A 26,010-nucleotide genomic window follows, 5' to 3' on the forward strand; every position below is an offset into this window, starting at 1 on the left:
GGATTTATTTAGAATCGCCGTCTACCCCCTCCTTTACGGCCTTGGCCGCTTCTTTCGCGGCATCCTTTACATCTTCACCAGCTTCCTTGGCCTTGTCCAAGGCATTTTCGCCGGCCTCTTTTACACTATCCGCGGCACCCTCCGCACCTTCCTTAATATCCTCTCCGACTTCTTTGGTCTTTTCCATCATGTCTTCACCCATATCCTTAAGGTCTTCGCCGGTTTCCTCTAAGGCCTCCCCGGCTTGTTCGGCAGCGTCTTTCGCCTTATCCGCAGTTTCCCTACAGGATACAAAGGAAAAACTTAGGGCGAGCATCAAAATTGAATTTACAATTAGTTTTTTCATCTCTTTAAGTTTCTATGTTTATACACTGGTTAATGATGTATTGATATACGATGAAATGGGATACATGGATGCCAAAGTTTTAACAATTAAGCTTTAGGCGGTCTTCGAGACTGTTTTTCATAGGGTTGCCAATCACGTAATCCAATCAAAATTCTTAATTTTGCAGCCTCAATTTGTAGTATAGGTAAGCATCGATATGAAGTTTGCGGAATATAAAGGGTTGGATTTGCCACAAACAGCCAAAGAAGTACTTGACCATTGGAAAGAACAGGACATCTTTGAAAAGAGTGTGTCTTCCAGGGAAGGTAAACCAAGTTATGTGTTTTATGAGGGGCCCCCTTCGGCCAATGGCATGCCGGGCATCCATCACGTTATGGCCCGTACCATTAAGGATATCTTTCCGCGCTACCAAACGATGAAGGGCTTCCAGGTAAAACGGAAAGCTGGATGGGATACCCATGGACTACCCGTGGAATTGGGTGTTGAGAAGGAGTTGGGCATCACCAAGGAGGACATTGGTAAAAAAATCTCGGTCGAGGATTATAACGCAGCCTGTAAAAAGGCCGTGCTGCGGTATACCGATGTATGGAACGAGATGACTGAAAAAATAGGGTATTGGGTGGATATGGATAACCCTTATATCACCTATAAATCCAAATACATGGAGTCCGTATGGTGGTTGTTGAAGCAGATTTATGACAAGGGACTCATCTACAAGGGATACACTATTCAACCCTATTCACCTAAGGCAGGTACCGGATTGAGCTCACATGAACTCAACCAGCCGGGCACTTATCAAGATATTACGGATACTACCGTTGTTGCACAGTTTAAGGCAAAAAAGGAAACCCTCCCGGACTCTCTCAAGGATATCGAGGAAGACATTTATCTTTTGGCCTGGACGACTACACCTTGGACGTTGCCCTCCAATATGGCCCTTACCGTAGGATCCAAAATCGATTATGTATTGGTTAAGACGTTCAATCAATACACGTTTGAACCCATTCATGTGGTTTTAGCCAAGGGATTGGTCGGGAAACAATTTGGAGGGAAATTCTTTGAAACTGAAAGTAAAGGCGACTTTGCCAATTTCACCAAAGCCGATAAGAAGATTCCCTATATGATATTGGCCGAAACCAAAGGGAAAAATTTGATAGGCATTAGCTATGAACAATTATTGGATTATGCCCTTCCCTATCAAAATCCGGAGAATGCCTTTAGGGTAATAGCAGGTGACTTTGTAACCACCGAAGATGGTACAGGAATCGTACATACTGCCCCGACTTTTGGTGCGGACGATATGCAGGTGGCTCAAAAAGCGGAACCTCCCGTTCCACCGATGCTGGTCTTGGACAAAAACGGTAATCCGGTTCCCTTGGTAGACCTACAGGGCCGTTTCCGACCGGAAATGGAAGAGCTGGCGGGCAAATATGTAAAGAACGAGTACTATGAGGAAGGTACCGCCCCCGAAAGATCTGTAGACGTTGAGATCGCCATTAGACTCAAAGAGGAAAACAAGGCCTTTAAGGTAGAGAAGTATGTGCATAGCTATCCCAATTGTTGGCGGACGGATAAACCGATACTCTATTATCCTTTGGATTCCTGGTTCATTAAGGTCACCGAGGTAAAGGACAGGATGTACGAGTTGAACCAGCAAATCAATTGGAAGCCCAAGGCCACGGGGGAGGGCAGGTTCGGAAATTGGCTGGCCAATGCCAATGATTGGAACCTATCCAGGTCACGCTATTGGGGAATTCCACTTCCTATTTGGCGTACAGAAGAGGGTAGCGAAGAAATTATCATTGGTTCGGTGGAACAGCTGAAACAGGAAATGAACAAATCCGTTAAAGCTGGATTGATGGAGAAAGATGTCTTCGATGATTTTGTCATTGGGGATATGTCAGAGGAGAACTACGAAAAAATAGACCTCCACAAAAACATCGTAGATCAAATTGTTCTGGTCTCTCCATCGGGCAAGGCCATGAAGCGGGAAAGCGATTTGATAGATGTATGGTTCGATAGCGGTTCAATGCCCTATGCCCAATGGCATTATCCCTTTGAGAAGGCCCCCTCTAACTCCCCCACAGGGGGAGAATCCAAACCGGTATATCATACAGCGCGAAAATCTAGTTATAAGTTGTTCAAAGTACTTGCCAAAGAGAGAAAAAAACATACAACGGAAGCTGAAAGAATGCTTTGGGAAGCACTACGTGCTAAAAGGCTGGATGGATTCAAATTCAGAAGACAGCATATTATCGATGAATTTATAGTTGATTTTGTATGTCTTTCCAAGAAATTGGTCATCGAAGTAGACGGGGCATATCATCTAAAACCGGAAATTAAGGAAGCCGATACATTAAGAACTAAAATTCTCGAACAGGATTTTGGATTTCATGTCATGAGATTTACCAATGAAGAGGTTATCGGTGATATGGATAGTGTTTTACAAAAAATTTCCGAAAAGCTGCTCGGCATTCCCCTCGTGGGGGAACCGAAGGGGGCCATACCTTTCCCGGCCGATTTTATCGCAGAAGGTGTGGATCAGACCAGAGGGTGGTTTTATACCTTACACGCTATTGCCACTATGGTCTTTGATTCGGTGGCCTATAAGAATGTGGTATCCAATGGACTGGTGCTGGATAAGGACGGGAAAAAGATGTCCAAACGCTATGGAAATGCGGTCGATCCTTTTGAGACGATGGAGGAACATGGCCCTGATGCAACACGCTGGTACATGATTTCCAATGCCAATCCATGGGATAACCTAAAGTTTGATATAGAGGGTATTCTAGAAGTAAAACGCAAATTTTTTGGAACGTTGTACAATACGTATTCCTTTTTTGCACTCTATGCCAATATAGACCAATTTGATTATTCGGAAAAGGAAATCCCTTTACAAGAACGTCCGGAAATAGATCGATGGATTCTTTCGGAATTGAACTCCTTGATCAAATTGGTGGATGAGGCCTATGCCGCTTACGAACCTACCCGGGCAACCCGGGCCATATCGGAATATGTACAGGAGAACCTGAGCAATTGGTATGTTCGTCTTTGTAGGAGGCGTTTTTGGAAGGGAGATTATCAGAAGGATAAAATTTCGGCCTATCAGACCCTGTACACCTGTTTGGAAACGATAGCCAAACTATCGGCTCCGGTGGCACCCTTTTTCATGGATCGTTTGTATAGGGATTTAACTCGTGCCACGCATAAGGAAGCTTTTGAAAGTGTGCATTTGGCCAATTTCCCGCAATATGATGCTTCTATGATCGATGAAGTGTTGCAGAGCAAAATGAAAAAGGCGCAGGATATATCCTCCTTGGTACTTTCTATACGTCAAAAGGAGCGGATAAAAGTACGTCAACCACTGCAAAAGATTATGATCCCTGTATTGGACGAGAAACAAAAACAGGAAATAGAGGCGGTCTCGGATTTGATAAGATCGGAGGTAAATGTAAAGGAAATAGAATTATTGGACGATGCCTCCGGCATCCTTGTCAAACAAATTAAACCAAATTTCAAGATTTTGGGGCCCAGATTTGGGAAAGATATGAAAAGCATTGCCCGATCTATAGGGAATTTGGGACAAGAGGATATCCAAAAAATTGAGCGGGAAGGCGAAATATCCCTTGACATTGAAAATAAAATTATTAAATTACAGTTAGATGATGTAGAGATTTCCTCGCAGGATATAGAAGGTTGGCTCGTAGCTAGTTCCGGTTCTTTAACAGTGGCCTTGGACGTAACCATAGACGATGAGCTAAAAAAAGAGGGTATCGCCAGGGAATTGGTGAACCGTATACAAAACTTGCGAAAAGAGTCCGGTTTTGAGGTAACCGATAAAATCGATATAAAAATCCTAAAGGATGGATTGGTCGAAAAAGCGGTGGAAAGCAATTTAAAATATATCAAGACCGAAACGTTGACCGCTGAGCTGGACTTTGAGGAAATACTGGAAAAAGGCACTGAAGTGACCTTTGATGAGATTAATACAAAATTATTGATAGAAAAACACTAAGGATATGGCACAAGATTTAAAAGTTAGATATTCCGACAAGGACTTGGCAGAATTCAAGGCACTTATAGAGGAAAAGATAGAAAAGGCGAAAAGCCATTTGGATCTTTTGAAGAGTTCCTATATGAACGATGGCGATAACGGTACGGATGATACCTCCCCTACCTTCAAGGCTTTTGAGGAAGGTTCACAAACTATGAGTAAAGAGGCCAATACCCAATTGGCCATTAGACAGGAAAAGTTTATCCGGGACCTTAAAAATGCCCTTTTGCGTATTGAAAACAAAACCTATGGTATTTGTAGGGTAACCGGCAAGCTTATCAATAAGGAAAGATTAAAGCTTGTGCCTCATGCCACTTTAAGCATAGAGGCGAAGAACATGCAGAAATAGCCAACTCGCAACGAAGGGAGAAAAAATGACCTATGGACTCCATGGGACATCATGGATTTTTGGGCATATCACCATAGCGCGCATGGGATGCCTTGCTTCTCGCCTATCAGCATTCCATTTTTTGCGCTCCCGGGAATGGATTGGTAAAACTCTCGCTGCTCTTCACATATTTTCTTTTCAGATCAAGGTTAACGATAGTTTTGGAAAATCCCTTAAAACAATAAATGCCAAATGGGTAGGGTAACCGGAAATATCTATCCAAGGAAAACCAAATAATATAACTATTTTTGCCCACTCAAATGGCAAAGTAATCCATGAGCTTAAAGAAATCCGTCTTACTTATATTGATAATTTTGATCATAGATCAGCTTAGCAAGATATATATCAAGACGCATTTTGTCCTAGGAGAATCGGTAGATGTTCTCAGCTGGTTTAAAATACTGTTCATTGAAAATTCAGGAGCGGCCTGGGGGGCAAAATTGAGTGATTTTTTGCCCATTTCCGAATCCACGGGAAAATTGGTCTTAACCGTTTTTAGATTGTTTGCCGTTGCGGGAATAGGGTATTGGCTCTATGATACCATACAAAAGAACTCTTCCAGAACTTTGATTTTAGCGGTTTCCCTAATTTTTGCCGGAGCTTTGGGCAATATTATCGATTCCGTATTCTATGGCATTTTATTCAACGATAGTACCGGACAGGTGGCCACTTGGTTTTCCGATGAACCCTACGGGAGTCTTTTCTACGGTAAGGTAGTGGATATGTTGTATTTTCCCATGATCGATACCACATGGCCGGAATGGGTACCCTATTTTGGGGGAAACAACTTCCGCTTCTTTGAACCCGTATTCAACGTTGCGGATACGGCCATAAGTACGGGTGTGGGAATATTGTTGGTCTTTAACAAAAAGGCTTTTGGGAAAAAGGAAGATGGGACGGAACCTGCCGAAGAGGATCAGGAAGAGGGAAACGTATAGGTTTTTTCCGGAGTCACACAATAGTTCAAGGGTACGTCTTCTGTACTAACATCGGCAATGCTTTTTTCTGCCTCAAATAAGGAAACCCCTACTTTTATAACATCTGGGCGGCACTCCTTTAAAAATCCGTCATAAAATCCCTTTCCGTATCCTACCCTGTTTCCTTGAGTATCAAAGGCCAAAAGCGGAATAAAAACTACATCTATTAATTTTGAGGGAATTTCATTGCATTCTACCGGTTCTGGAATCTGCCAAACGCTTTTTTTGAGTTTTGTATTTTGGGACAATAAGCAATTCAAAAGCTTACCATTGGAATCCACTTTGGGAACCACAACGTTCTTGTTCTTTCCCTGAAGAATAGAAACCGTAAACGAGGTATCAATTTCCTTTTTCTGTGAAATGGACAAAAAAATATGATAATAATCCAATGACCAAATAGGGAGCTGCAGAAGCCTATTGCTGATATGTAAACTGGAATTAATTAAAGATGGAACGGAAATATCTTTCCTTAATTTGGAATATTTCCTTCGTAAATCTTTTTTCAACATTAGGGTTGATTAAGATATCTACGAGAGAGGGAGAAGGAAGGTCAATCCTTTGCTGCTACTGCAAAATAGACCTTAAAGAAAAGCATCAATATCAAGTAGGTGCCCAAGGTAATAAGATAACTGTCCATGCATTCACTGATTTTGTGCTTTAAATGTAGCGAAAAAAAAACGTATTAAACCTATCAAATGCACTTTTTTATCGATGAAATGCACATTTTTAGGTAATTTTTAACGTTTTGATAAAACTTCCATAATTTTTAATTAAATAGAAATCAATATAAGAAACTGATTTGTAAATACTTATGTATAAAATGTTGACTACAAAGGTTGAAAATACACCGTGTAGGATATTGTTTATGGATCATTTCTGTTTCTAAAACCCTTCTTGGTAAAAAAAACCTCCACTCCTATAAACATATCCTAGTATTAAAGTAAATCCCTTTGCCTACGTTAAAAAAAATGAAAACTCCCCGCCTTTCAATAAAACAAAGTAATTTAACTTTGTCTAAGAAACGCGATTCTACTTCAAAACATGCCCCAAGTACCCATTCAAATACAGCTGAGCACCCTTCCCAATAGTCCCGGTGTTTATCAGTTTTTTGATTCCGACGGGAAAATGCTCTATGTGGGGAAAGCCAAAAACTTAAAAAAGCGGGTCACCTCTTATTTTGTGAAGAATCATGAATATGGAAAGACCCGGGTGATGGTAAAGAAAATAGACCGGATAAAACATATAGTCGTTCCTACGGAATCGGACGCACTATTGTTGGAAAACAATCTTATTAAGAAAAACCGACCACGGTATAACGTAATGCTTAGGGACGACAAGTCCTATCCTTGGATATGCATTAAAAAAGAGCGTTTCCCAAGAATATTCCCCACTCGGAAACTCATCAAGGACGGTTCCGAATACTATGGCCCATATACGAGCATGGGTACTGTACGGACATTATTGGATCTCGTTAAAAGTGTTTATCCGTTGCGTACCTGCAACTATGACCTTTCCGCAGAAAAGATAGCTGCAGGGAAATATAAGTTATGTTTGGAATATCATCTGGGCAATTGTAAGGGCCCCTGTGTAGGATTGCAAAATGCGGAGGAATACCATAGACAAATAGATGATATCCGAGAGATTATAAAAGGTAATTTTAAATCCTCCATTCAATATTTCAAAAAACAAATGAAGGCCTTGGCCAATGAAATGAAGTTCGAGGAGGCGCAACGCATCAAGGACAAAGTCCAGGTATTGGAAAATTATCAGGTAAAATCCACCATAGTAAACCCAAAGATCAATAATGTGGACGTTTTTTCCATTATTTCGGATGAGGCCTATGGCTATGTGAATTTTTTGCAGCTTTCCCATGGATCTATAGTAAGGTCCCATACTATGGAGCTAAAAAAGAAACTCAATGAAAGGGATGCCGATCTTTTACAGTTGGCCATAGTTGAGATACGCCAAAGATTTAAATCCGAATCGAGGGAGCTGTACCTCCCGTTTGCAGTAATGGTGGAACCGCATTTAAAAGTGACGATTCCCAAGCTCGGTGATAAGCGAAAAATCCTGGAGCTATCGGAGCGGAATGCCAAATTCTTTAGGCAGGAAAGGTTTAAGCAAATCAAGATATTGGATCCGGACAGGCATACGAACCGGATTATGGCGCAGATGCAAAAAGACCTTAGGTTGGCCCATGAACCTAGACATATTGAATGTTTTGATAACAGTAATATTCAAGGAAGTAATCCGGTTGCGGCCTGTGTGGTTTTTAGAAATGGAAAACCCTCCAAAAAGGAGTATAGGCATTACAATATTAAGACCGTAAAAGGCCCGGACGATTTTGCTTCTATGGAAGAAGTAGTATATAGGCGGTATAAAAGGCTGTTGGAAGAAGAAACCGAGTTACCTCAACTGATTATCATAGATGGGGGAAAGGGACAGTTATCTTCTGCCCTAAAAAGTCTGGATGCTTTGGGTCTTAGAGGAAAGATAGCCATTGTCGGCATAGCGAAGCGGCTGGAGGAAATCTATTTTCCTGAAGATCCCGTTCCGTTGTATTTGGATAAAAAATCGGAAAGCTTACGGATTATCCAGCAACTTAGGAACGAGGCACACCGATTCGGAATCACATTTCATAGAAACAAGAGGAGTAAATCGGCAATCAACTCCGAGCTTGTGAGTATAGAAGGCATCGGGGAAAAGACCGCTCAAGAGTTATTGAGGAATTTTAAATCCGTAAAGCGCATCAAAGAAGCCTCAATAGATAACTTGGCGGAGACTGTAGGAATGGCTAAGGCCAAAAAGATTTATGAAACATTTCACTGATATGGGCGACTAACGTAAAACGATGCCAAGACCTATTCTAATAGTATTCACTTTCTTATTTTCCCTCGTCCTAACGGCCCAAAATTCAGCTAAGGAAAAGGTAAAGGTGGGTGTTGTACTAAGTGGCGGGGGCGCTAAGGGCATGGCGCATATTGGGGCATTGAAGGTATTGGAAGAGGCAGGAGTGGAAGTAGATTACATCGGTGGTACAAGTATGGGGGCCATTGTTGGAGCCTTATATGCGGCAGGGTATTCTGCTATTGAACTGGACTCTATTTTTAGGGCAATCGACTTTACGAATTTGATTCAGGACAATCTTCCAAGGGATGCCAAGACTTTTTATGAGAAGGAGGATTCGGAAAGATATGCCATTACCTTACCCTTCAACAATTTCAAGGTTTCCGTTCCTCCAGCGTATTCCGGCGGACAGAACATCTATAATGAATTGGTAAGGTTATTATATCACGTAAGGGACGTAAAGGATTTTTCCGAATTGCCTATTCCCTTTCTATGTATAGCGACCAATGCCGAGACAGGAGAAGAAGTACTACTCAATACGGGCTATTTGCCGGAAGCTGTTATGGCAAGCGGCGCCCTACCCTCACTTTTTGAACCTGCATCGGTAGATGATATGATATTGATAGATGGAGGCGTGGTAAACAATTACCCGATAGATGAGGTTAGGAACATGGGAGCCGATATCATGATCGGGGTAGATGTTCAGCATGGCTTGTCCGATAGGGAGGAACTGCTTTCCGCTACGGAAATCCTTTTGCAGATAAACAATTTCAGAACTGTAAAGGATATGGGGGAAAAATCCGGAAGGACAGATATCTACATAAAACCCAAAATGGAAGACTTTTCCGTAATCGATTTTGATGAACGGGAGAATATCATAGATGAAGGTGAAATTGCCGCCCGGGAAAAATATGTGGAATTAAAGGAACTTTCCATAAGTCAAAATAGTTCCAAAAAGACAGTAAATTCCTTAGGGCTTAACGATAAACTTATTGTGAACAGACTGGTCATTTCAGGCAACAACGATAACTATTCACGGGGTTATGTGAAGGGAAAGTTAAGATTTGATCTTGGGGAAGAACTAAAGTTTGAAAAGTTTCAACAAGGAATCAGTAATCTATCGGCTACCGGAAATTTTAAAACGATACGTTATAGGCTTACTTCCAATGGCATCGGTGAAGACCTTATTTTAAATCTGGATGAAGATCCGAACAGGACATTATTACGCGTTGGGGCGCATTATGATAATCTTTATAAAAGTGCCGCAATAATCAATCTGACCAAAAAAAGGCTTTTGACTAAGGACGACCTTGCGTCGTTCGATATGATTCTTGGCGACAACGTCAGGTACAACTTTCAATACTATGTGGATAAGGGGACCTATTGGAGTTTTGGAATCAACTCCCGGTTCAATGCATTTGAGAAAGAAATAGACTATGATTTGATCAGTGGTAATTTTGATGTAGTGGATGACCCGAATATAAATAGTATTAATCTGGATATTACGGATGTGACCAATCAAGTTTATGTACAGACCGTACTTAGGGAAGAGTTTGCCTTTACTACGGGGATAGAACACAAATTTTTAAAATACAGTACAAGGACCTTGGGGAACGTTCCGCAAACGGAGTCATTGATTGCCGTAAGATCCTCCGGTGAACGGACCTTTTTCGAAAAAAGTAATTTTTACAGTGCCTTTGGTCGGCTTACATTGGATACCTATGATGACAAATATTTTCCATCAAAAGGCCTGTTTTTTGATGGAGATTTTCATTTTTACATTTTTTCTTCGGACTTCAATGATAACTTCAAGGAGTTCTCAATAGCCCAGGCAAGATTGGGAGGTGCCTTTCCCATACTAAAAAATCTATCGTTAAACGTTGAGTCCCAAGGAGGTTTTAAATTGGGAACCTCCAATGTAACTTCCTTTGATTTTGTCCTAGGAGGCTTCGGTACCGATTTGATCAATAATTTTGTACCATTCATCGGGTATGATTTTTTGAGCTTGCCCGGCAATAGTTTTGTAAAATCCTATGCTAGGGTCGACTGGGAATTTGCCCGGAAAAACCATCTCATGTTTACGGCGAATTTTGCCAACGTACAAGATGATATTTTTAGATTGGGCGAGTGGTTTACGGAACCGAGTTTTTCCGGGTATGGTATTAGCTATGGTTGGGAGTCTTTTTTGGGCCCCGTGCAGGTTATGTATTCCTGGTCTCCGGAAGGGGATACCGGGAATTTCTTTTTTAGTGTGGGCTATTGGTTCTAGTTGGAGAATAGCCTGCGTATGAATGTATGCGATAGAGCCCATTGGGAATATTTCCTTGAGCTGAATGCTGACAATGCCTTAACATGGTATTTGCTTCTTTTTCCCGATATTTGTAACAACTTTTATTGAGTCAATGAGTAGGACAAGGATTGATATTACTTCCCACCTTAGGGCCATGTGGTAAACGGGTTACTTACTTCGTTAAGATTCAGGTGCATAGTTCGTTATCTCGAGCAGTATTTTTTTAGCACCATAACAAGTATTTCTAATCCATTCAATAAAAAATCATGTCAACTTTAGATAACACTTCATTGCAACTGCCTAAGGAAAATCCGGAAGCGGACGATTTCTTGCCCTTGTTGGGTACCGATTATGTGGAACTCTATGTAGGCAATGCCAAACAGGCCGCCCACTATTATATGTCTGCCTGGGGCTTTCAGCCTTTGGCATATGCCGGCCTTGAAACGGGATTAAAAGATAAGGTTTCCTATGTGCTCCTACAGGACAGGATCCGGTTGGTACTGACTTCGCCCTTAAAGTCTGGAGGTGAAATAAACAAGCACATTAACGCCCACGGAGACGGTGTAAAGACCATAGCCCTGTGGGTGGATGATGCTACCCAGAGTTACAAGGAAACCGTAAAAAGAGGGGCCAAGAGCTATTTTGTACCTAAGCTTCTTAAGGATGAACATGGACAGGTTGTACTTTCCGGTATCCATACTTATGGCGAAACCGTTCATGTCTTTGTAGAAAGAGGAGGTTACAAGGGAGTATTTATGCCAGGTTATAGACCCTGGAAACCCTATTATGCTCCAAAAGATGTGGGTTTACGATATATAGACCATATGGTAGGCAATGTAGGCTGGAACGAAATGAACAAATGGTGCAAGTTTTATGCCGAGGTTATGGGATTTGCCCAATTGGTCTCCTTTGATGACAAGGATATCTCCACGGAATATACCGCCTTAATGAGCAAGGTTATGAGCAACGGCAACGGAAGGATAAAATTTCCTATCAACGAGCCGGCCGATGGTCGAAAAAAATCGCAAATCGAGGAATACATCGAATTTTATAACGGGGCGGGGGTTCAGCACATGGCCCTGGCGACCGATAACATTATCCAAACCGTTACCGCGCTACGCAATAGGGGAGTGGAATTTTTGACCGTTCCTGTAAGTTATTATGAAGACGTCCTGGACAGGGTGGGAGAAATAGATGAGGATTTGGCACCTTTACGGGATTTGGGGATATTGGTAGATAGGGACGAGGAAGGCTACCTGTTACAGATATTCACCAAACCGATTTTGGATAGGCCCACTATGTTTATAGAGATTATACAGCGCAAAGGGGCAAAATCGTTTGGGAAAGGCAATTTTAAAGCACTTTTTGAGGCCATAGAAAGGGAGCAGGAATCAAGAGGAACCCTTTAAATCACTGATTTACTCTTAATGGTTTCCCAATTTGCCGCCAACCATACTAATAAGTGTTAAGGGAATAGTTAAAGTACGTTAAAACCATTTACTACATAAACACGATGTATTAAATTTGTTAGTGTAAGGGGTGGTTCCCTTACAACTTTAAGTATTGGTTTTTCATAATTTAAAGTTTGGTTGGTTATTTAGGAAAGCCCTGACGCTGACGTCAGGGCTTTTTTTGCACAATACTTTGGAATAAATTTTGTTTAAGTAATGGTTACGAGGCCTAAGGGTTATTTAGGCTTTTAGTAATTTTACCATAACAAATAGCTATGAGAAAGCTTTTCATATTCCTTTTCCTTTCCCTAAGCCTTGGTGTTGGGGCCCAGGATAACGTATCCGCTTTTAAACCGGGTGAGTGGTTAAAGTTCCGTATGCATTATGGATGGTTAAATGCCAGTTATGCCACCCTTCAGGTTAAATCGGATATGATAGATGGGGTGCCGGTCTATCATGTAGTGGGAAAAGGACGTACAACAGGATTTGCCAGTATTTTTTTTAAGGTCGATGACACCTATGAAAGTTATTTTGACAAGGAAAATGGAAGACCGTATCGATTTATCCGCAAGATTAATGAAGGGGGATATACAAAAGACGTTGAGATAAATTTTGACCACGATAATGACAAAGCCATACTTAACGATAAAAAGAACAAGAAAAAACTTAATTTTACTCTTCAGGACAGTATCCAAGATCTTATTTCCGCTTTTTACTATCTGAGGAACAATTACAACACTGAAGATTTGGTAGAAGGTGAAGCAATAACCTTGAAAATGCTTTATGATGATGATGGGATTTTTAATTTCAGGCTCAAATACTTGGGGGCGGAAGTCTTAAAGACAAAATACGGAAAGGTCGAATGCCATAAATTCAGGCCTTACGTACAGTCGGGTCGCGTGTTTAAAGAGCAGGAAAGTCTTTCACTCTGGGTCTCGACGGACAAAAACCGGATTCCAATACGTATCAAGGCAGATTTGGCCGTGGGCTCCATAAAGGCGGATTTGGATGGATACAATGGACTTAAACACCAGTTCAAAATAATAATGGATTAGCCGAATCAATGAAGAAAAAGGAGAAGATAGCATCCCAGATCTCCAAATTAGAAGAAAAATATAAAGATTCCGGACAAGACCTAAGTTCCTATTTGGATGGTCTTCTTTACCAGCGCTACCTCACTTATTGGGACTATATTCATTTGGATACCTTGCTTAGTCTTCAAGTACCTCGCACATATTTTCCGGACGAGGAAATCTTTATCATGTACCACCAGATTACCGAACTGTATTTTAAATTGATTCTCCATGAACAGAAGCAATTGGTGGACGATAAGGCTCAAAATGTCGATTTTTTTATCGAAAAGGCCAGAAGAATAAACAGCTATTATCAAGCTCTTATATCTTCTTTCAGTATCATGATCAAAGGAATGGAAAAGGAACAGTTCCTCCAATATAGAATGGCCTTGTTACCTTCCAGTGGATTTCAATCCGCACAATATAGGATGATAGAACTTTATGCCACCCCATTGGAGAATCTGGTGCACCATACTGAACGGGACAGATTTTCATCAAAAAATACCATTGAGGAACTTTACGGGCATATCTATTGGAAGAAAGGCGCAACGGATTACGTTACCGGGGAAAAGACCCTCACCTTGAAGCAGTTTGAATATAGATATACCCCAAGATTAATACGCATAGCCAAACAATTACATAATACCACCATCTACCACAAATACCTGCAAATGCCAGAGGAGAAACGGCATAATAAAGAGCTGGTTAAGGCGTTAAAGACATTGGACATGAATGCAAATATAAACTGGCCTTTGATGCACATGGGTTCCGCCTATCGGTATCTGGGAAGCGAAAAAGGGCAGGTAGAAGCTACCGGCGGCACCAACTGGAAAGAGTATCTGCCGCCAAGTTTCCAAAAAGTTGTATTTTTTCCGAAATTGTATACAAATCAGGAGTTAAAAAATTGGGGGAAGCAATGGGTAGACCATATCTTTAACCCAGAGAAAATCCAAAAATAGAATGCGAATACTTGGGGGCGTAGTATTGTTGTTTGCCATATTGACATCTTGTAAGGACGATAAACCGTTGGAACGAACGGAAATGGATAATGTTGAGGTGGCCATTGTAGAGGCTCCTGTAGCTATTAAAAAATTCGGTTTTGACCTTTCCAATTTCAAGGTGCAGCAGGATACGGTAAAAAGAGGGGATAGCTTTGGCGAACTCATGTTGCAGCACAAGGTAGATTACCCAAAGATTGCCAAGATATCCCAAGACTTCAGGGACACCTTTGATGTACGCAAGATACGTGTCGGCAAACCTTACTTCATCTTAAAATCCAAGGACACTACGGAAACGACCCAATTTTTCATTTATGAAAATGACCGTATAAATTACACTGTAGTCGATTTAAGGGATAGTGTGATGGCCTATAAGGATAAAAAGGAAGTGAAGTATGTGGAACGGGAAGCTTCCGGTGTAATCGAGACCTCATTGTCCGAGGCCATTTTGGATCAGGGCATAGACTATAACGTAACCAATAGTCTTTCCGAAATATATGCCTGGACCATAGACTTCTTTAGACTTCAAAAAGGGGATAAATTCAAGGTCATTTACAAGGAAAAGTACATTAACGATTCCATTTATGCCGGTTGCGAGCCTATAGAAGCGGCATATTTTGAGCATAATGGTAAACCCATTTATGCCTTTGCCTATGAGAGCGATTCCTTAAAGAACATAATCGACTATTTTGACGAGGAAGCCAATAACCTAAGAAGAACATTTTTAAGGGCCCCTGTAAAATTCAGTAGAATATCTTCCCGGTATAACCTAAAAAGAAGGATTCGCTACTATGGTAACAGAATTAGGCCCCATAGAGGAACGGATTATGCCGCACCTATCGGAACACCTATCATGGCCACAGCTGATGGTACGGTAACGGAATCTACCCGGAGAGGGGGCAATGGAAAATATGTAAAAATACGGCACAACGGCACCTACTCAACCCAATACCTTCATATGAAGAAACAAAAGGTAAAAAGAGGTGAATTTGTCCGCCAGGGCGATGTTATTGGATGGGTCGGTATGACGGGGAACACCAGTGGCCCCCATGTATGTTATCGTTTTTGGAAGAATGGGAGACAAGTGGATCCATTACGTGAAGAACTTCCCAAGGCGGAACCCTTGGCCGAAGCATTGCGACCCGACTATTACACGTATATTACCCCAAAAAAGGATCAATTGGACTGTATCCAATTTCCCGAACCTACCGATTCGGATGAAGATTTGATTACCTTGAACCAATAGGATTTTTTCACGGGGAGGTTTTTCTAGAAGTCCCAGGATTATGTTTATTTTTGGAAGGTTACAGAAATAATTCATAAACCTAAGAAAAGCCTGCAAATGCCATTACAAATTATTGACCCTACCACAACATCTGCTTGGAAAGAACTTAAAAAGCATTTCGAAGCAACGAATGGAATCCACCTAAAAGATCTTTTTGCCGAGAATGGTCAGAAAAGGGTGGATAACCTTACCCTTAAATGGCAAGATTTTCTAGTCGATTTTTCTAAGAATAGGATTACCGAGGAAACAGTACAGCTTTTGTTACAATTGGCGGAAGAGGTAGGCCTAAAGGATGCCATAAATAAATATTTCAAAGGGGATTTGATCAACCGTACAGAAGACCGTGCCGTTTTACATACCGCCCTTCGAGCCAAGGAAGATGACACTATAATGGTCGATGGCAAAAATGTGATTCCAGAGGTTTTTCAGGTTAAAGAACAAATTAAAGACTTTACCGATACCATAATTTCAGGAGAAAAGAAGGGCTTTACCGGAAAACCTTTTACCGATGTGGTAAATATTGGCATAGGTGGATCGGATTTGGGCCCGGCCATGGTCACCGAGGCATTGCGGTTTTACAAGAACCATTTAAGGACACATTTTGTGAGTAATGTCGATGGTGATCACGTTCACGAGGTTTTAAAGGAATTGAATCCCGAGACTACGCTTTTTGTTGTCGTATCCAAGACATTTACTACTCAGGAGACTCTGAGCAATGCCGTCACTATAAAAAAATGGTTCTTGCAACATGCTACCCAGAAAGATATTGCCCTTCATTTTGCTGCAGTTTCCACAAATACAGAGGCCATAAGCGAATTCGGTATTTCCGATGAGAATGTATTCCCTATGTGGGATTGGGTAGGAGGCCGATTTTCCTTGTGGAGTGCCGTGGGGCTTTCCATCGCGTTGGCCGTCGGGTTTAAAAATTTCAACTCACTTTTGGAGGGAGCCCGTGGAATGGATCAACATTTTAAAACTACCGAACTTGAACGGAATATTCCCGTAATCCTCGCCTTGCTGAGTATCTGGTACAATAATTTCTATGGTGCCGAGACCGAGGCCATTATCCCATATACCCAATATCTGGCTAGATTTTCTGCCTATTTACAACAAGGTATTATGGAGAGTAACGGTAAAAGTGTGGATAGAATGGGAAATAGGACCCATTATCAAACAGGCACCATTATTTGGGGAGAACCTGGGACCAACTCCCAACATGCATTTTTTCAATTGATACATCAAGGCACCAAGTTGATTCCTACGGATTTTATCGGGTTTAAGGAATCGCTTCATGGAGATACGGACCATCATCAGAAACTAATGGCCAATTTCTTTGCTCAGACCGAAGCCCTAATGAATGGTAAGACGGAAAAAGAAGTTCGATCGGAATTGGAGTCCAAAGGACTGGCTGACGCTACAATGGAAAAATTGGTTCCTTACAAGGTATTTGAAGGCAATAAGCCTACAAATACCATTCTGATCAATAGCTTAACACCAAAAAGCCTTGGAGCGTTGATAGCGTTGTACGAGCACAAAATTTTTGTTCAGGGCATTATCTGGAATATCTTTAGTTATGACCAATGGGGCGTAGAATTGGGCAAACAATTGGCAGGAACTATACTAAAGGATATCAAAAGTTCCGAGATTGGAGATCACGATGCCTCTACCGTAAATCTTTTGCAAGTTTTTAAGAATTAAAATAGCATTTTCCCATTTCTGTAAAACAGATCGTAACTTCTTGTTTTTCAGCGCTTCATTTGCCGGATTTATGTTAAATTTGCTTGGACTGATTTAACATTGCCTTAACACGAAAGACCTGGAAAAAAAGCACTTTCGCGGCAAATTCAAAAACGGTTAAACACTACAAAAAATGGGAAAAATGTATCTAGCGATGATGGCATTTTTTATGGCATCAATTGCATTTTCACAGACAACACTTACAGGTACGATCCTGGATGCGGATTTGGGAGGCCCGCTTCCGGGTGCGAATATTGTTATTCAGGGAACCAGTAATGGTACTACCACGGATTTTGATGGCAATTTTACTATTGAAGCTACCACGGATTCCGGAACTTTAATTATATCCTATCTGGGATTTATCACCTCAAGGGTAACTTTTAATGGTTCAGGCAGTTTGGGACAGATTGTTTTATCCCCTGATGCGGAAGAGTTGGAAGGAGTAGTTGTGGTGGGCTCCGGAATCATAGACCTTGCCCGGGATAGACAAACGCCTATTGCCGTTTCTAGTATTCCCGCCGCTGAAATCCAAACTAAAGGAGTTGGTAATGTGGAGTTTCCAGAAACTATGAAAAACACGCCCAATGTATATGTATCCAGTCAAGCTGGTGGTTTCGGAGATTCCCAGATATTCGTAAGGGGATTTGATCAGACCAATACAGCGGTTCTTTTGAACGGGCAGCCCATAAACAGTGTAGAAGATGGAAGGGTATTCTGGTCCAATTGGTCGGGAATGGCGGATGTGGCGAACGCAGTACAGGTGCAAAGAGGTTTGGGCTCTTCTAAACTGGCTATATCCTCCGTAGGGGGTACAATCAACATCGTGTCCAAAGCTACGGCACGTAAAGAAGGTGGTTTTGCAAGGGTTTTGACCGGAAACGATAGTTATGGTAAAACAACGGCTAGTTATGACTCGGGATTAAAAGGAAAATGGGCCTATTCCATATTGTTGGATCACTGGCAAAGCCATAGAAAATGGGCTGGAGGTACTTTTGGTCAGGGACAGACCTATTTTATTGGGGTAGGCTTTCAACCCAATGATTCGCATAATTTCAATTTCTTGATTACCGGGGCCCCACAATTCCACGGACAGAATTTTTCCAAGGATTTAGAGGAGTACGAGGAGTTTGGTGAAAAGTATAATGACAATGCCGGGTTCTTGAGAGGGGAGCAATTTACCTTTAGAAGAAATTATTACCACAAACCGGTCGCCAACTTAAACTGGGATTGGACACTTAATGAAGAAACAGCTTTGTCAACGGTGCTTTATGCATCATGGGGGCGTGGAGGAGGTACTGGCCCCTTGGGTAGGGGAACCAACTTTTTTCGGGAAGATGGCCAGGTTGATTTTGATGCAATCGTGGACAACAACATCTCGGAAAATCCGAATGGAATAGGGTCTTTTGGAAGTGCCGGCGTTCTCAGGGCCTCGGTAAATAACCATAATTGGTACGGAGCATTGACCAATCTTGAATTCAACCCGAATGAAAATTGGGCGTTGAACGTTGGAGCTGATTTTAGATTCTATAGGGGAGATCACTGGAGGCAGTTGGTAGATAAATTGGGCTTGGAAGGTTATAATGATAATCGCAGATCGGATAGACCGGATGATTATATTATTTCAGAGACCTTTGAGGCAGATCCCTGGGCGGCCCTTTTCAATTTTGCGGATCCGGATCAGCGTTATGAATTTGATTACTCCGAGAATATAAATTACCAAGGCGTATTCGGGCAAGCGGAGTATTCCAATGATGTTTTCTCTGCTTTCGTCCAAGGAGCTGTGTCCAATCAAAATTATCAAAGAGATGGGCGGTTATCTGGTTTTGGCGATGGGTTGGGGGAATCCGAAAAGTTAAACCGATTGGGCTATACCATAAAAGGAGGTCTATCGTATACTTTTGATACCAAACATGTGATTTTTGCAAATATCGGACAATATTCCAGACAGGCCTTTTTGGACAACATTTTTACTAATATTCGATATTCCAACGAAATCGTGGAACCGGAGGTGGATAATGAGGAAATCACGGGTATTGAAGGAGGTTATCGGCTTACCACAAGCGACTTTACTATAAATTTCAACCTATATTACACAACTTGGGGGAACAGATTCCTGCAGGATTTTGGGCAGCGGGAAATTAATGGAGAAGATATTGAAATCAGGACTCGGTATACCGATATTGCACAGGTCCATAAGGGCGCGGAATTGGATGTTCGTTATAGACCTTCTTCAACATTTTTGCTAAAATGGCGTGGATCCATAGGGAATTGGGAGTATGCTGGTACTACCCCATTCATAACGGAGAATAATGAAACAGCGGAACTTATCGCCAGTGGAAGTATCGATTTAACAGGAACAAAAATTGGACAGGCCCCACAGGTCTCTACCGGTGCGGGAATAGACGTTGATATCTGTGAGGGTTTTTCATTTGATACGGACATAAATATTTTTACGGAATTCTATGGTTTTGTGGATGTAGAGGATGTTATAGATGCATCCCTTAACAATCAGGTATTCCAATCGGAGAGATTGCCAGCTTACACCTTGGTGGATGCTGGGGCTACCTATAGTTTTAGTTTAGGAGGCTCAAATGAAATGGTTCTTAGAGGAAATATCTTCAATGTTTTTGATGCGGATTATATAAACCAAAGGGATTCCTTTGGATATTATCTGGGAATAGGAAGAACTTGGAATTTAAGTCTACGGTATAATTTCTAAGGAAAAGAAAAGTTGTTAAAAACCCCAACCGTACCGTTGGGGTTTTTTAATACCAAAGAATTCGTATTTTAGGAGGCCAAAAATCAACATAATGTATCAAACCGTACAAATTCTGCACTCTTATCTGGCCTATGTGGTATTGGCCGTTCTTTTTCTTGCCGTGGCCAATGCCATAATGGGATGGTTGGGCAACAAAATGTTCTATCCGCAAAAGGATTTGCGACTCAGCCTTTTTGCCCTGATTTTATCCCACATCCAATTATTGGTCGGCCTTTTGTTGTTTTTCATTTCCCCAAGTGGGCTAAATGCGATACAGGCCCTGGGGATGGGCGGTTTAAATTCCGCGGCACGTCTGTTGGCCGTGGAACATCCTTTTATCAACATTGTAGCCATAGTATTGATTACTATAGGATGGTCCCGTCACAAAAAATTTATGGAGGGGAAGAAAAAGTTTAAAAGCATTGCTATCTTCTATGGGCTCGGATTGGTTTTGATTCTAAGCCGAATCCCTTGGGGGCAATGGTTCAATTAAGATTTTATTCCTTGATTCTCCTGAGCGCCCGCCTAAACGACGTTGTCGGGCAGGCATTCGAAGGAAAGAGAGAGGTACAAGAAATAAATTCAAAGATAATTTTTACGATTTCAAAGAGGATTTATGTCCTAATTAAATAGAAAAATAAAACTATAGCATGAAAAAAGTAGCACTTCTGGTAATACTCCTAATATCCACCTTTGGTCTGGCCCAACAAAAATCACTTTTTAACGGAAAAAATCTGGATGGCTGGACTATTTACGGCACGGAAAAATGGTATGTAAAAGATGGATTGTTGATTTGCGAAAGTGGCCCTGATAAGGGGTACGGATATTTGGCCACGGATGAGCATTATAAGAATTTTGAATTGACCTTGGAGTTTAAGCAGGAAGCCAATGGAAACAGCGGTGTTTTTATCCGCTCCACCATTGAGGGAACAAAAATTAGCGGCTGGCAGGTAGAAGTAGCCCCTCCGGGCCATGATACGGGCGGGGTTTACGAATCCTACGGTCGCGGCTGGTTGATAAAGCCCGATTCGGAGAAGGACAAGGCCCTTAAAATGGGGGAATGGAACACGATGAAAATACGGCTGGAAGGCGATAAACTTACCTCTTGGCTCAATGGTACGGAAATGGTAAGCTTTTCCGATGAAAAAATAGGAAAAGGGAAGGGATCTGTTGCCCTACAGATTCATGATGGGGGAGGAATTAAAGTAAATTGGCGGAATCTTGTGATCAAGGAATTGTAACACGTTATCTTTTACTAATCAGGTAATTAATGAAGCCTTTAGCTTTGTCTTGTATCCTAAGCATTTCTGATTAGTCGGTTGTCTTTATAACTCTGATTGGAATTTCCAAGTAGGTTTCCCCGGTAGATTCTTCAAAATCAATGGTCTCTCCATTATAACTTGCGGAATCTAAGAGAAACCTGCTTCCACAATATAATATGCCATCGGACATGTAGCTCAATTCTACATTTGACATAGAAAAATCCAATGTGTCCACATCCGTTTCCGATAGGGTCAAAAACCATCTATTATTCCCTTCATTTCCCAAAGGAACCACAGTTAACAAGTTATTTAAATCGGACGGTTCACGGGATGTCAATGTATGATAATTAAAATCTTCATTATTTAATTTGGTGATAATTTGGCTCCAATCATAAAAACCGTTTTCTATGAGATTACTGCCTTTTGAATCAACCAATTCAATAAGAAATTTACCTGGAGGGAGATAATCGGCTATTCCTGTACACTCACTATCGACCAAAGGGGTATTATCATTACTTTCACAGGAAATAAAGACAAAAACAGAACATAATATAAGCATTGTCTTTTTCATAAAATTGTCTATTCTTCAATGAGATGCGAGGCTTAAAAATGGTTGCTTAAAAAAGGAGAAACTATTTGTTGATTTCTTTTATCAGATACAAATACACCGGAAAGTGGTCGCTATACCCGCCCAAATAATTACCTCCTGCATAAGTTCTAAAGGGATATCCCTTATAAGGCCCTTTTTGGGTGATAAGGTACGATGGACTAAAAACCTCGGCCTTCCAAAATGTATAAGTACCCTTTTCGGTGTTTACCAAATTTGAGGTAAGGATAATCTGATCGAACAAGTTCCATTTATCCCTATAGGCCAAGGAGCCGATACCCTTTTTGTACATTTTTTCCATGGGATTGAAGAGCTCGCCTTCCCCTAACTTTCTTTGTGCTCCCTTGGTCTTCAGAACCTTTTTAAGGCTTTCATCCAATGGGTCATCGTTCAGGTCGCCCATACTGATAATTTTGGCTTGTGCATTTAAGCGCAAAAGGGAATCCATAATACGTCTGTTCAATTGGGCAGCGGCAATACGATTGGGCTTGCTTCTGCTTTCACCTCCACTTCGCGAGGGCCAATGATTAACGATAACATGTATTTTTTCTTGATCCAGTAAACCTCCTACCACCAATTGGTCACGGGTGTAGTTGCGTTCGTCTTCGGTATTGAATAGCAATAGACGATGGCTTTCAAACGAACTTGGGATGAATACAGTTTTCTTGTAAAGTAGGGCCACATCAATACCACGCTCATCAGGGGAATTAAAATGGATAATACCATAATCCTTTTCGAAAAGTGCAGGTTGATTGATTAAATCTTGGAGCACCTGTTTGTTCTCTACTTCGCAAAGGCCAATAAGATCGGGGGATGTTTGGGTGACATCGGCTCCGATTTTGGAAATCACCGTGGAGGTATTCTTTAGTTTTTTGTGATATCGCTCGGTTGTCCAATGATCTTTTCCATGAGGTGTGCGGTCATCGTCAAAAATTAAGGAGTCGTCTTTGGTGTCGAACAGGTTTTCCACATTGTAAAAGGCAATAGTTCTGACCGTATACCTTTTCGACTGTTGTGAAAATCCATAAAGGGCTATGACCAAGCAGGCAAATAGGATTGAAAACTTCATGACAAAACATTTTAATAGAAAATATACTATATTTATAAGAAAAGTTGCTCATTATTCGAAAATATTAAACTCTTTTTATATAAAATGTAGTAAATAATCAGCAAAATGCATCGATGCTTCTTCCTTCTTTATATGTTCCCGATTCTGACCCCACTGTTCGGCCAAGAAACATATACCGCTACAGGGAGGGTACTGGATAGTCGTTTTAAAACTCCCATAATCGGAGCCCTGGTACATATAGAGGGAACGGCCTTGAAATCTAAAACGGATGAACTCGGCAGGTTCAAATTGGAAATTTCCCTAAAGGAAGATGTAATCCTAAACATTTCCCAAGGAGATTTTGTAACGCAACGCATCCCCATAAGCCCTGTCGATAACCAAATGGACTTGGGCGCTATTTATCTGGAAAGCGATATCACTACGGAACAAACGGATAACCTGATCACCCTTACCGATTCCGAATTGCTGGATGATGGTTTAAGCGCGGTTTCCATGGGATTCTTACAGGCCACGCGGGACGTATTTCTTAATCGGGCCGCGTTCGACTTTGGACAGGCATTTTTTCGGGTGCGTGGGTACGATTCGCAAAATGGCCAAGTACTCATCAATGGAATTCCCATGAACAAATTCTTCGATGGACGTCCGCAATGGAACAACTGGGGCGGCTTAAACGATGTGACCCGAAATCAAGAGTTTACTAATGGATTATCCGCGTCCGAATATACCTTTGGTGGTATTCTAGGCAATACCAATATTGATGTTCGGCCCTCAGGATTACGGGCAGGAACTCGATTGTCCTCCTCAATGTCCAATAGGACTTACGCGGGCAGGTTGATGGCCACCTACAATTCCGGTTTAAGGGAAAACGGGCTGGCCTATGCCATTTCGGCTTCCAGGAGATGGGCCAAAACAGGATATATCAAGGGTACTTTATATGATGCCTACTCCCTTTTTGGAGCTTTGGAATATCACCTCAATACAAGGAATGCTATTAATCTAACGGCCATTTTGGCTTCCAATCGTCGTGGACGTTCCTCTGCCATTACGGAAGAAGTTTTTGAATTGGCCGGGAGGCGCTATAATCCATATTGGGGTGAACAAAACGGCGAAATCAGGAACTCCCGGGAACGGAAAATCGCGGAACCTTTGATACTATTGAACCACTATTATGAATCTAGCAAATTTCGCTTGAACACGGGGATCTCTTATCAATTTGGAACAAATGCCAGAGGTAGATTGGGATACTACAACGGCCCCAATCCAGACCCGACCTATTATCGCTATTTACCTAGTTTTTATATAAATAGTCCCATTGGGGCCAATTTCATAAGTGCCAATCTTGCCAAGGAAGGATTTCTGGAGAACCCACAAATTGATTGGCCTAAGCTTTATGCTGCGAATACCACCGAAATGGCAACTTATGTGCTCTATAATGATACAACGGACGAAAATCAACTTACCATCAATTCCACGGGAAATTTGAGAATCGACAACAAATTTAGGCTGGATTTTGGATCGACCTATCGAACCTCTGTCTCAAATAACTATTCAGAAATCCAAGACCTTTTGGGCGCCGATTTCCATACGGATATAGACCCATTTTCAGATACCGGGAATGATATAAATGGCCCTTTGAACAAAGGGGAAGGTGATGTATTCAACTACCACTATCGGATGAACGTGAATCGATTTGACGTATTTGCGCAGTTCAAGTTCAATCACAAAAAGTGGAATGCTTTTTTGGCTGGAACCTACACCAGAGTGGATTACCAAAGAGAGGGTTTATTTCTAAATGAGCGTTTTCCGGAAAAATCGTTGGGCAAAAGTGATGAAGTAATTTTTTCAAATTATGGTATCAAGGGGGGATTTGACTATAGGATAACAGGAAGACATTGGCTAACAATCCATGGGGGGCATATGATGCGACCACCAGTTTTACAGAACATTTTTATCAATCCAAGGGAAAATAATGAAACGGTGCTGGATATTTTAAGCGAAACCATAGCTACCATGGATTTGAATTACTTTATAAGACTTCCAAAATTAACGGGAAGGCTTACTGGTTTTTATACGCGATTCCAGAATACGACGGATGTCAATTTCTTTTTTGTGGATGCAGGGGTGGGGTCAGATTTTGTTCAGGAAGTCATTACGGAATTGGATCAATTACATATGGGTGTTGAATTGGGTTTGGAATACCAACTGTCCTCGGCCGTAAAGCTATCTGCCGTTGCCTCCATAGGAAAGCAGCTATACGCCAGCAATCCATTAGTGTCCATTAATTTTGATACTGCCGGTGCCGAAGAGGATTTAATAGATCCCGAAGGGAATATAGATCTTGGCCCAGCGGATATCAAGGATTACAAATTGGCCCAAGGTCCGCAACAGGCCTACGCACTTGGAATGGAGTATCGAGATCCGAAATATTGGTGGATCGGAGCAACGACCAATTATCTTACCCACAATTATGCAAGTATTTCTTCCATAACCCGAACACAGAGCTTCTACTTAGATCCTGAAACCGGACAACCTTTTCCGGAGGCGACGCAAGAAAATGTAAGCAAACTATTGGCTCAGAGACCTCTGGATAGTTTTTACCTATTGAATTTGGTGGGAGGCAAATCTTGGTTGAAAAAAGGAAAATACATCAGTGTTTTTGTGAGTATAAACAATCTATTCGACACCGTTTTTAGGACAGGAGGATATGAACAGAGTAGGAATGGAAATTTTGGACAGCTGCAACAGGACAACCGAAGTGGTACACCCTCTTTTGCCCCTAAGTATTGGTACGGTTACGGACGCACCTATTTTTTAAATCTGGCCTTTAGTTTTTAAGAATTGATAAACCCTTCCCTCTCATAAGGAGAA

18 protein-coding genes are annotated in these 26,010 nt (G+C 41.5%); 14 read left to right on the forward strand and 4 right to left on the reverse strand.

All coding sequences use genetic code 11. The annotated features are described in order from the left end of the window. Positions 1-4: 4 nt before the first annotated feature. Entirely contained in the window at positions 5-346 is a 342-nt protein-coding gene (locus tag ACO06Y_RS06935; RefSeq protein ID WP_422083105.1) for a hypothetical protein, read from the reverse strand. A 196-nt stretch (positions 347-542) separates the two neighbouring features. Here ACO06Y_RS06935 and ileS point away from each other — a divergent pair, with 196 nt between their 5' ends. The 3 genes from ileS (at position 543) to ACO06Y_RS06950 (ending at position 5,726) form a co-directional block, all read left to right on the forward strand. Continuing rightward, complete coding sequence (gene ileS, locus ACO06Y_RS06940; RefSeq protein ID WP_422083106.1) at positions 543-4,361, forward strand: isoleucine--tRNA ligase; 3,819 nt, start codon at positions 543-545, stop codon at positions 4,359-4,361. A gap of 4 nt (positions 4,362-4,365) precedes the next feature. Beyond that, positions 4,366-4,749 (forward strand): TraR/DksA family transcriptional regulator, encoded by a 384-nt coding sequence (locus ACO06Y_RS06945; protein WP_299533128.1) that lies wholly within the window; start codon positions 4,366-4,368, stop codon positions 4,747-4,749. A gap of 314 nt (positions 4,750-5,063) precedes the next feature. Then, positions 5,064-5,726, forward strand: a complete 663-nt coding sequence (locus tag ACO06Y_RS06950; RefSeq protein ID WP_422083107.1) for a lipoprotein signal peptidase — start codon at positions 5,064-5,066, stop codon at positions 5,724-5,726. Here the strand turns inward: ACO06Y_RS06950 and ACO06Y_RS06955 are convergent. After that, positions 5,705-6,274 carry a 5-formyltetrahydrofolate cyclo-ligase gene (locus ACO06Y_RS06955; RefSeq protein WP_422083108.1) on the reverse strand — a complete coding sequence of 190 codons (570 nt, stop codon included), beginning with the start codon at positions 6,272-6,274 and terminating at the stop codon, positions 5,705-5,707. The two genes, ACO06Y_RS06950 and ACO06Y_RS06955, sit on opposite strands and share 22 nt — an antisense overlap. Positions 6,275-6,806: 532 nt before the next feature. Between ACO06Y_RS06955 and uvrC the strand changes: the two genes are divergently transcribed. The 10 genes from uvrC (at position 6,807) to ACO06Y_RS07005 (ending at position 21,445) form a co-directional block, all read left to right on the forward strand. Next, positions 6,807-8,594, forward strand: a complete 1,788-nt coding sequence (uvrC, locus tag ACO06Y_RS06960; protein WP_422083109.1) for an excinuclease ABC subunit UvrC — start codon at positions 6,807-6,809, stop codon at positions 8,592-8,594. A gap of 22 nt (positions 8,595-8,616) precedes the next feature. Beyond that, a complete protein-coding gene (locus ACO06Y_RS06965) occupies positions 8,617-10,881 on the forward strand; it encodes a patatin-like phospholipase family protein (protein ID WP_422083110.1) in 2,265 nt (754 codons plus the stop codon). A gap of 287 nt (positions 10,882-11,168) precedes the next feature. Then, positions 11,169-12,311 (forward strand): 4-hydroxyphenylpyruvate dioxygenase, encoded by a 1,143-nt coding sequence (hppD, locus tag ACO06Y_RS06970; RefSeq protein WP_422083111.1) that lies wholly within the window; start codon positions 11,169-11,171, stop codon positions 12,309-12,311. A 317-nt stretch (positions 12,312-12,628) separates the two neighbouring features. Then, positions 12,629-13,408 carry a DUF3108 domain-containing protein gene (locus ACO06Y_RS06975; protein ID WP_422083112.1) on the forward strand — a complete coding sequence of 260 codons (780 nt, stop codon included), beginning with the start codon at positions 12,629-12,631 and terminating at the stop codon, positions 13,406-13,408. 8 nt (positions 13,409-13,416) lie between these two features. Beyond that, positions 13,417-14,385, forward strand: a complete 969-nt coding sequence (locus ACO06Y_RS06980; RefSeq protein ID WP_422083113.1) for a tryptophan 2,3-dioxygenase family protein — start codon at positions 13,417-13,419, stop codon at positions 14,383-14,385. 1 nt (position 14,386) lies between these two features. Continuing rightward, complete coding sequence (locus ACO06Y_RS06985) at positions 14,387-15,670, forward strand: peptidoglycan DD-metalloendopeptidase family protein (protein WP_422083114.1); 1,284 nt, start codon at positions 14,387-14,389, stop codon at positions 15,668-15,670. Positions 15,671-15,766: 96 nt separating this feature from the next. After that, positions 15,767-17,407: a glucose-6-phosphate isomerase gene (gene pgi, locus ACO06Y_RS06990; RefSeq protein WP_422083115.1), complete on the forward strand. Its 1,641-nt coding sequence runs from the start codon at positions 15,767-15,769 to the stop codon at positions 17,405-17,407. Between the two features lie 172 nt (positions 17,408-17,579). Continuing rightward, positions 17,580-20,165, forward strand: a complete 2,586-nt coding sequence (locus ACO06Y_RS06995) for a TonB-dependent receptor (protein WP_422083116.1) — start codon at positions 17,580-17,582, stop codon at positions 20,163-20,165. 91 nt (positions 20,166-20,256) lie between these two features. Beyond that, complete coding sequence (locus ACO06Y_RS07000; RefSeq protein WP_422083117.1) at positions 20,257-20,697, forward strand: hypothetical protein; 441 nt, start codon at positions 20,257-20,259, stop codon at positions 20,695-20,697. A 157-nt stretch (positions 20,698-20,854) separates the two neighbouring features. Then, positions 20,855-21,445 (forward strand): 3-keto-disaccharide hydrolase, encoded by a 591-nt coding sequence (locus tag ACO06Y_RS07005; RefSeq protein WP_422083118.1) that lies wholly within the window; start codon positions 20,855-20,857, stop codon positions 21,443-21,445. Positions 21,446-21,515: 70 nt separating this feature from the next. Here ACO06Y_RS07005 and ACO06Y_RS07010 read toward each other — a convergent pair whose 3' ends face one another. Both ACO06Y_RS07010 and ACO06Y_RS07015 read right to left on the reverse strand, forming a co-directional pair. After that, on the reverse strand, positions 21,516-22,037 hold the full coding sequence (locus ACO06Y_RS07010; RefSeq protein WP_422083119.1) for a hypothetical protein: 522 nt from the start codon (positions 22,035-22,037) through the stop codon (positions 21,516-21,518). A 61-nt stretch (positions 22,038-22,098) separates the two neighbouring features. Continuing rightward, positions 22,099-23,142, reverse strand: a complete 1,044-nt coding sequence (locus ACO06Y_RS07015) for an endonuclease/exonuclease/phosphatase family protein (protein WP_422083120.1) — start codon at positions 23,140-23,142, stop codon at positions 22,099-22,101. Positions 23,143-23,247: 105 nt separating this feature from the next. Here ACO06Y_RS07015 and ACO06Y_RS07020 point away from each other — a divergent pair, with 105 nt between their 5' ends. After that, positions 23,248-25,977: a TonB-dependent receptor gene (locus ACO06Y_RS07020; protein WP_422083121.1), complete on the forward strand. Its 2,730-nt coding sequence runs from the start codon at positions 23,248-23,250 to the stop codon at positions 25,975-25,977. Positions 25,978-26,010: the final 33 nt, after the last annotated feature.

This window comes from Ulvibacterium sp. (genome assembly GCF_965228935.1).
Classification (GTDB): domain Bacteria; phylum Bacteroidota; class Bacteroidia; order Flavobacteriales; family Flavobacteriaceae; genus Ulvibacterium.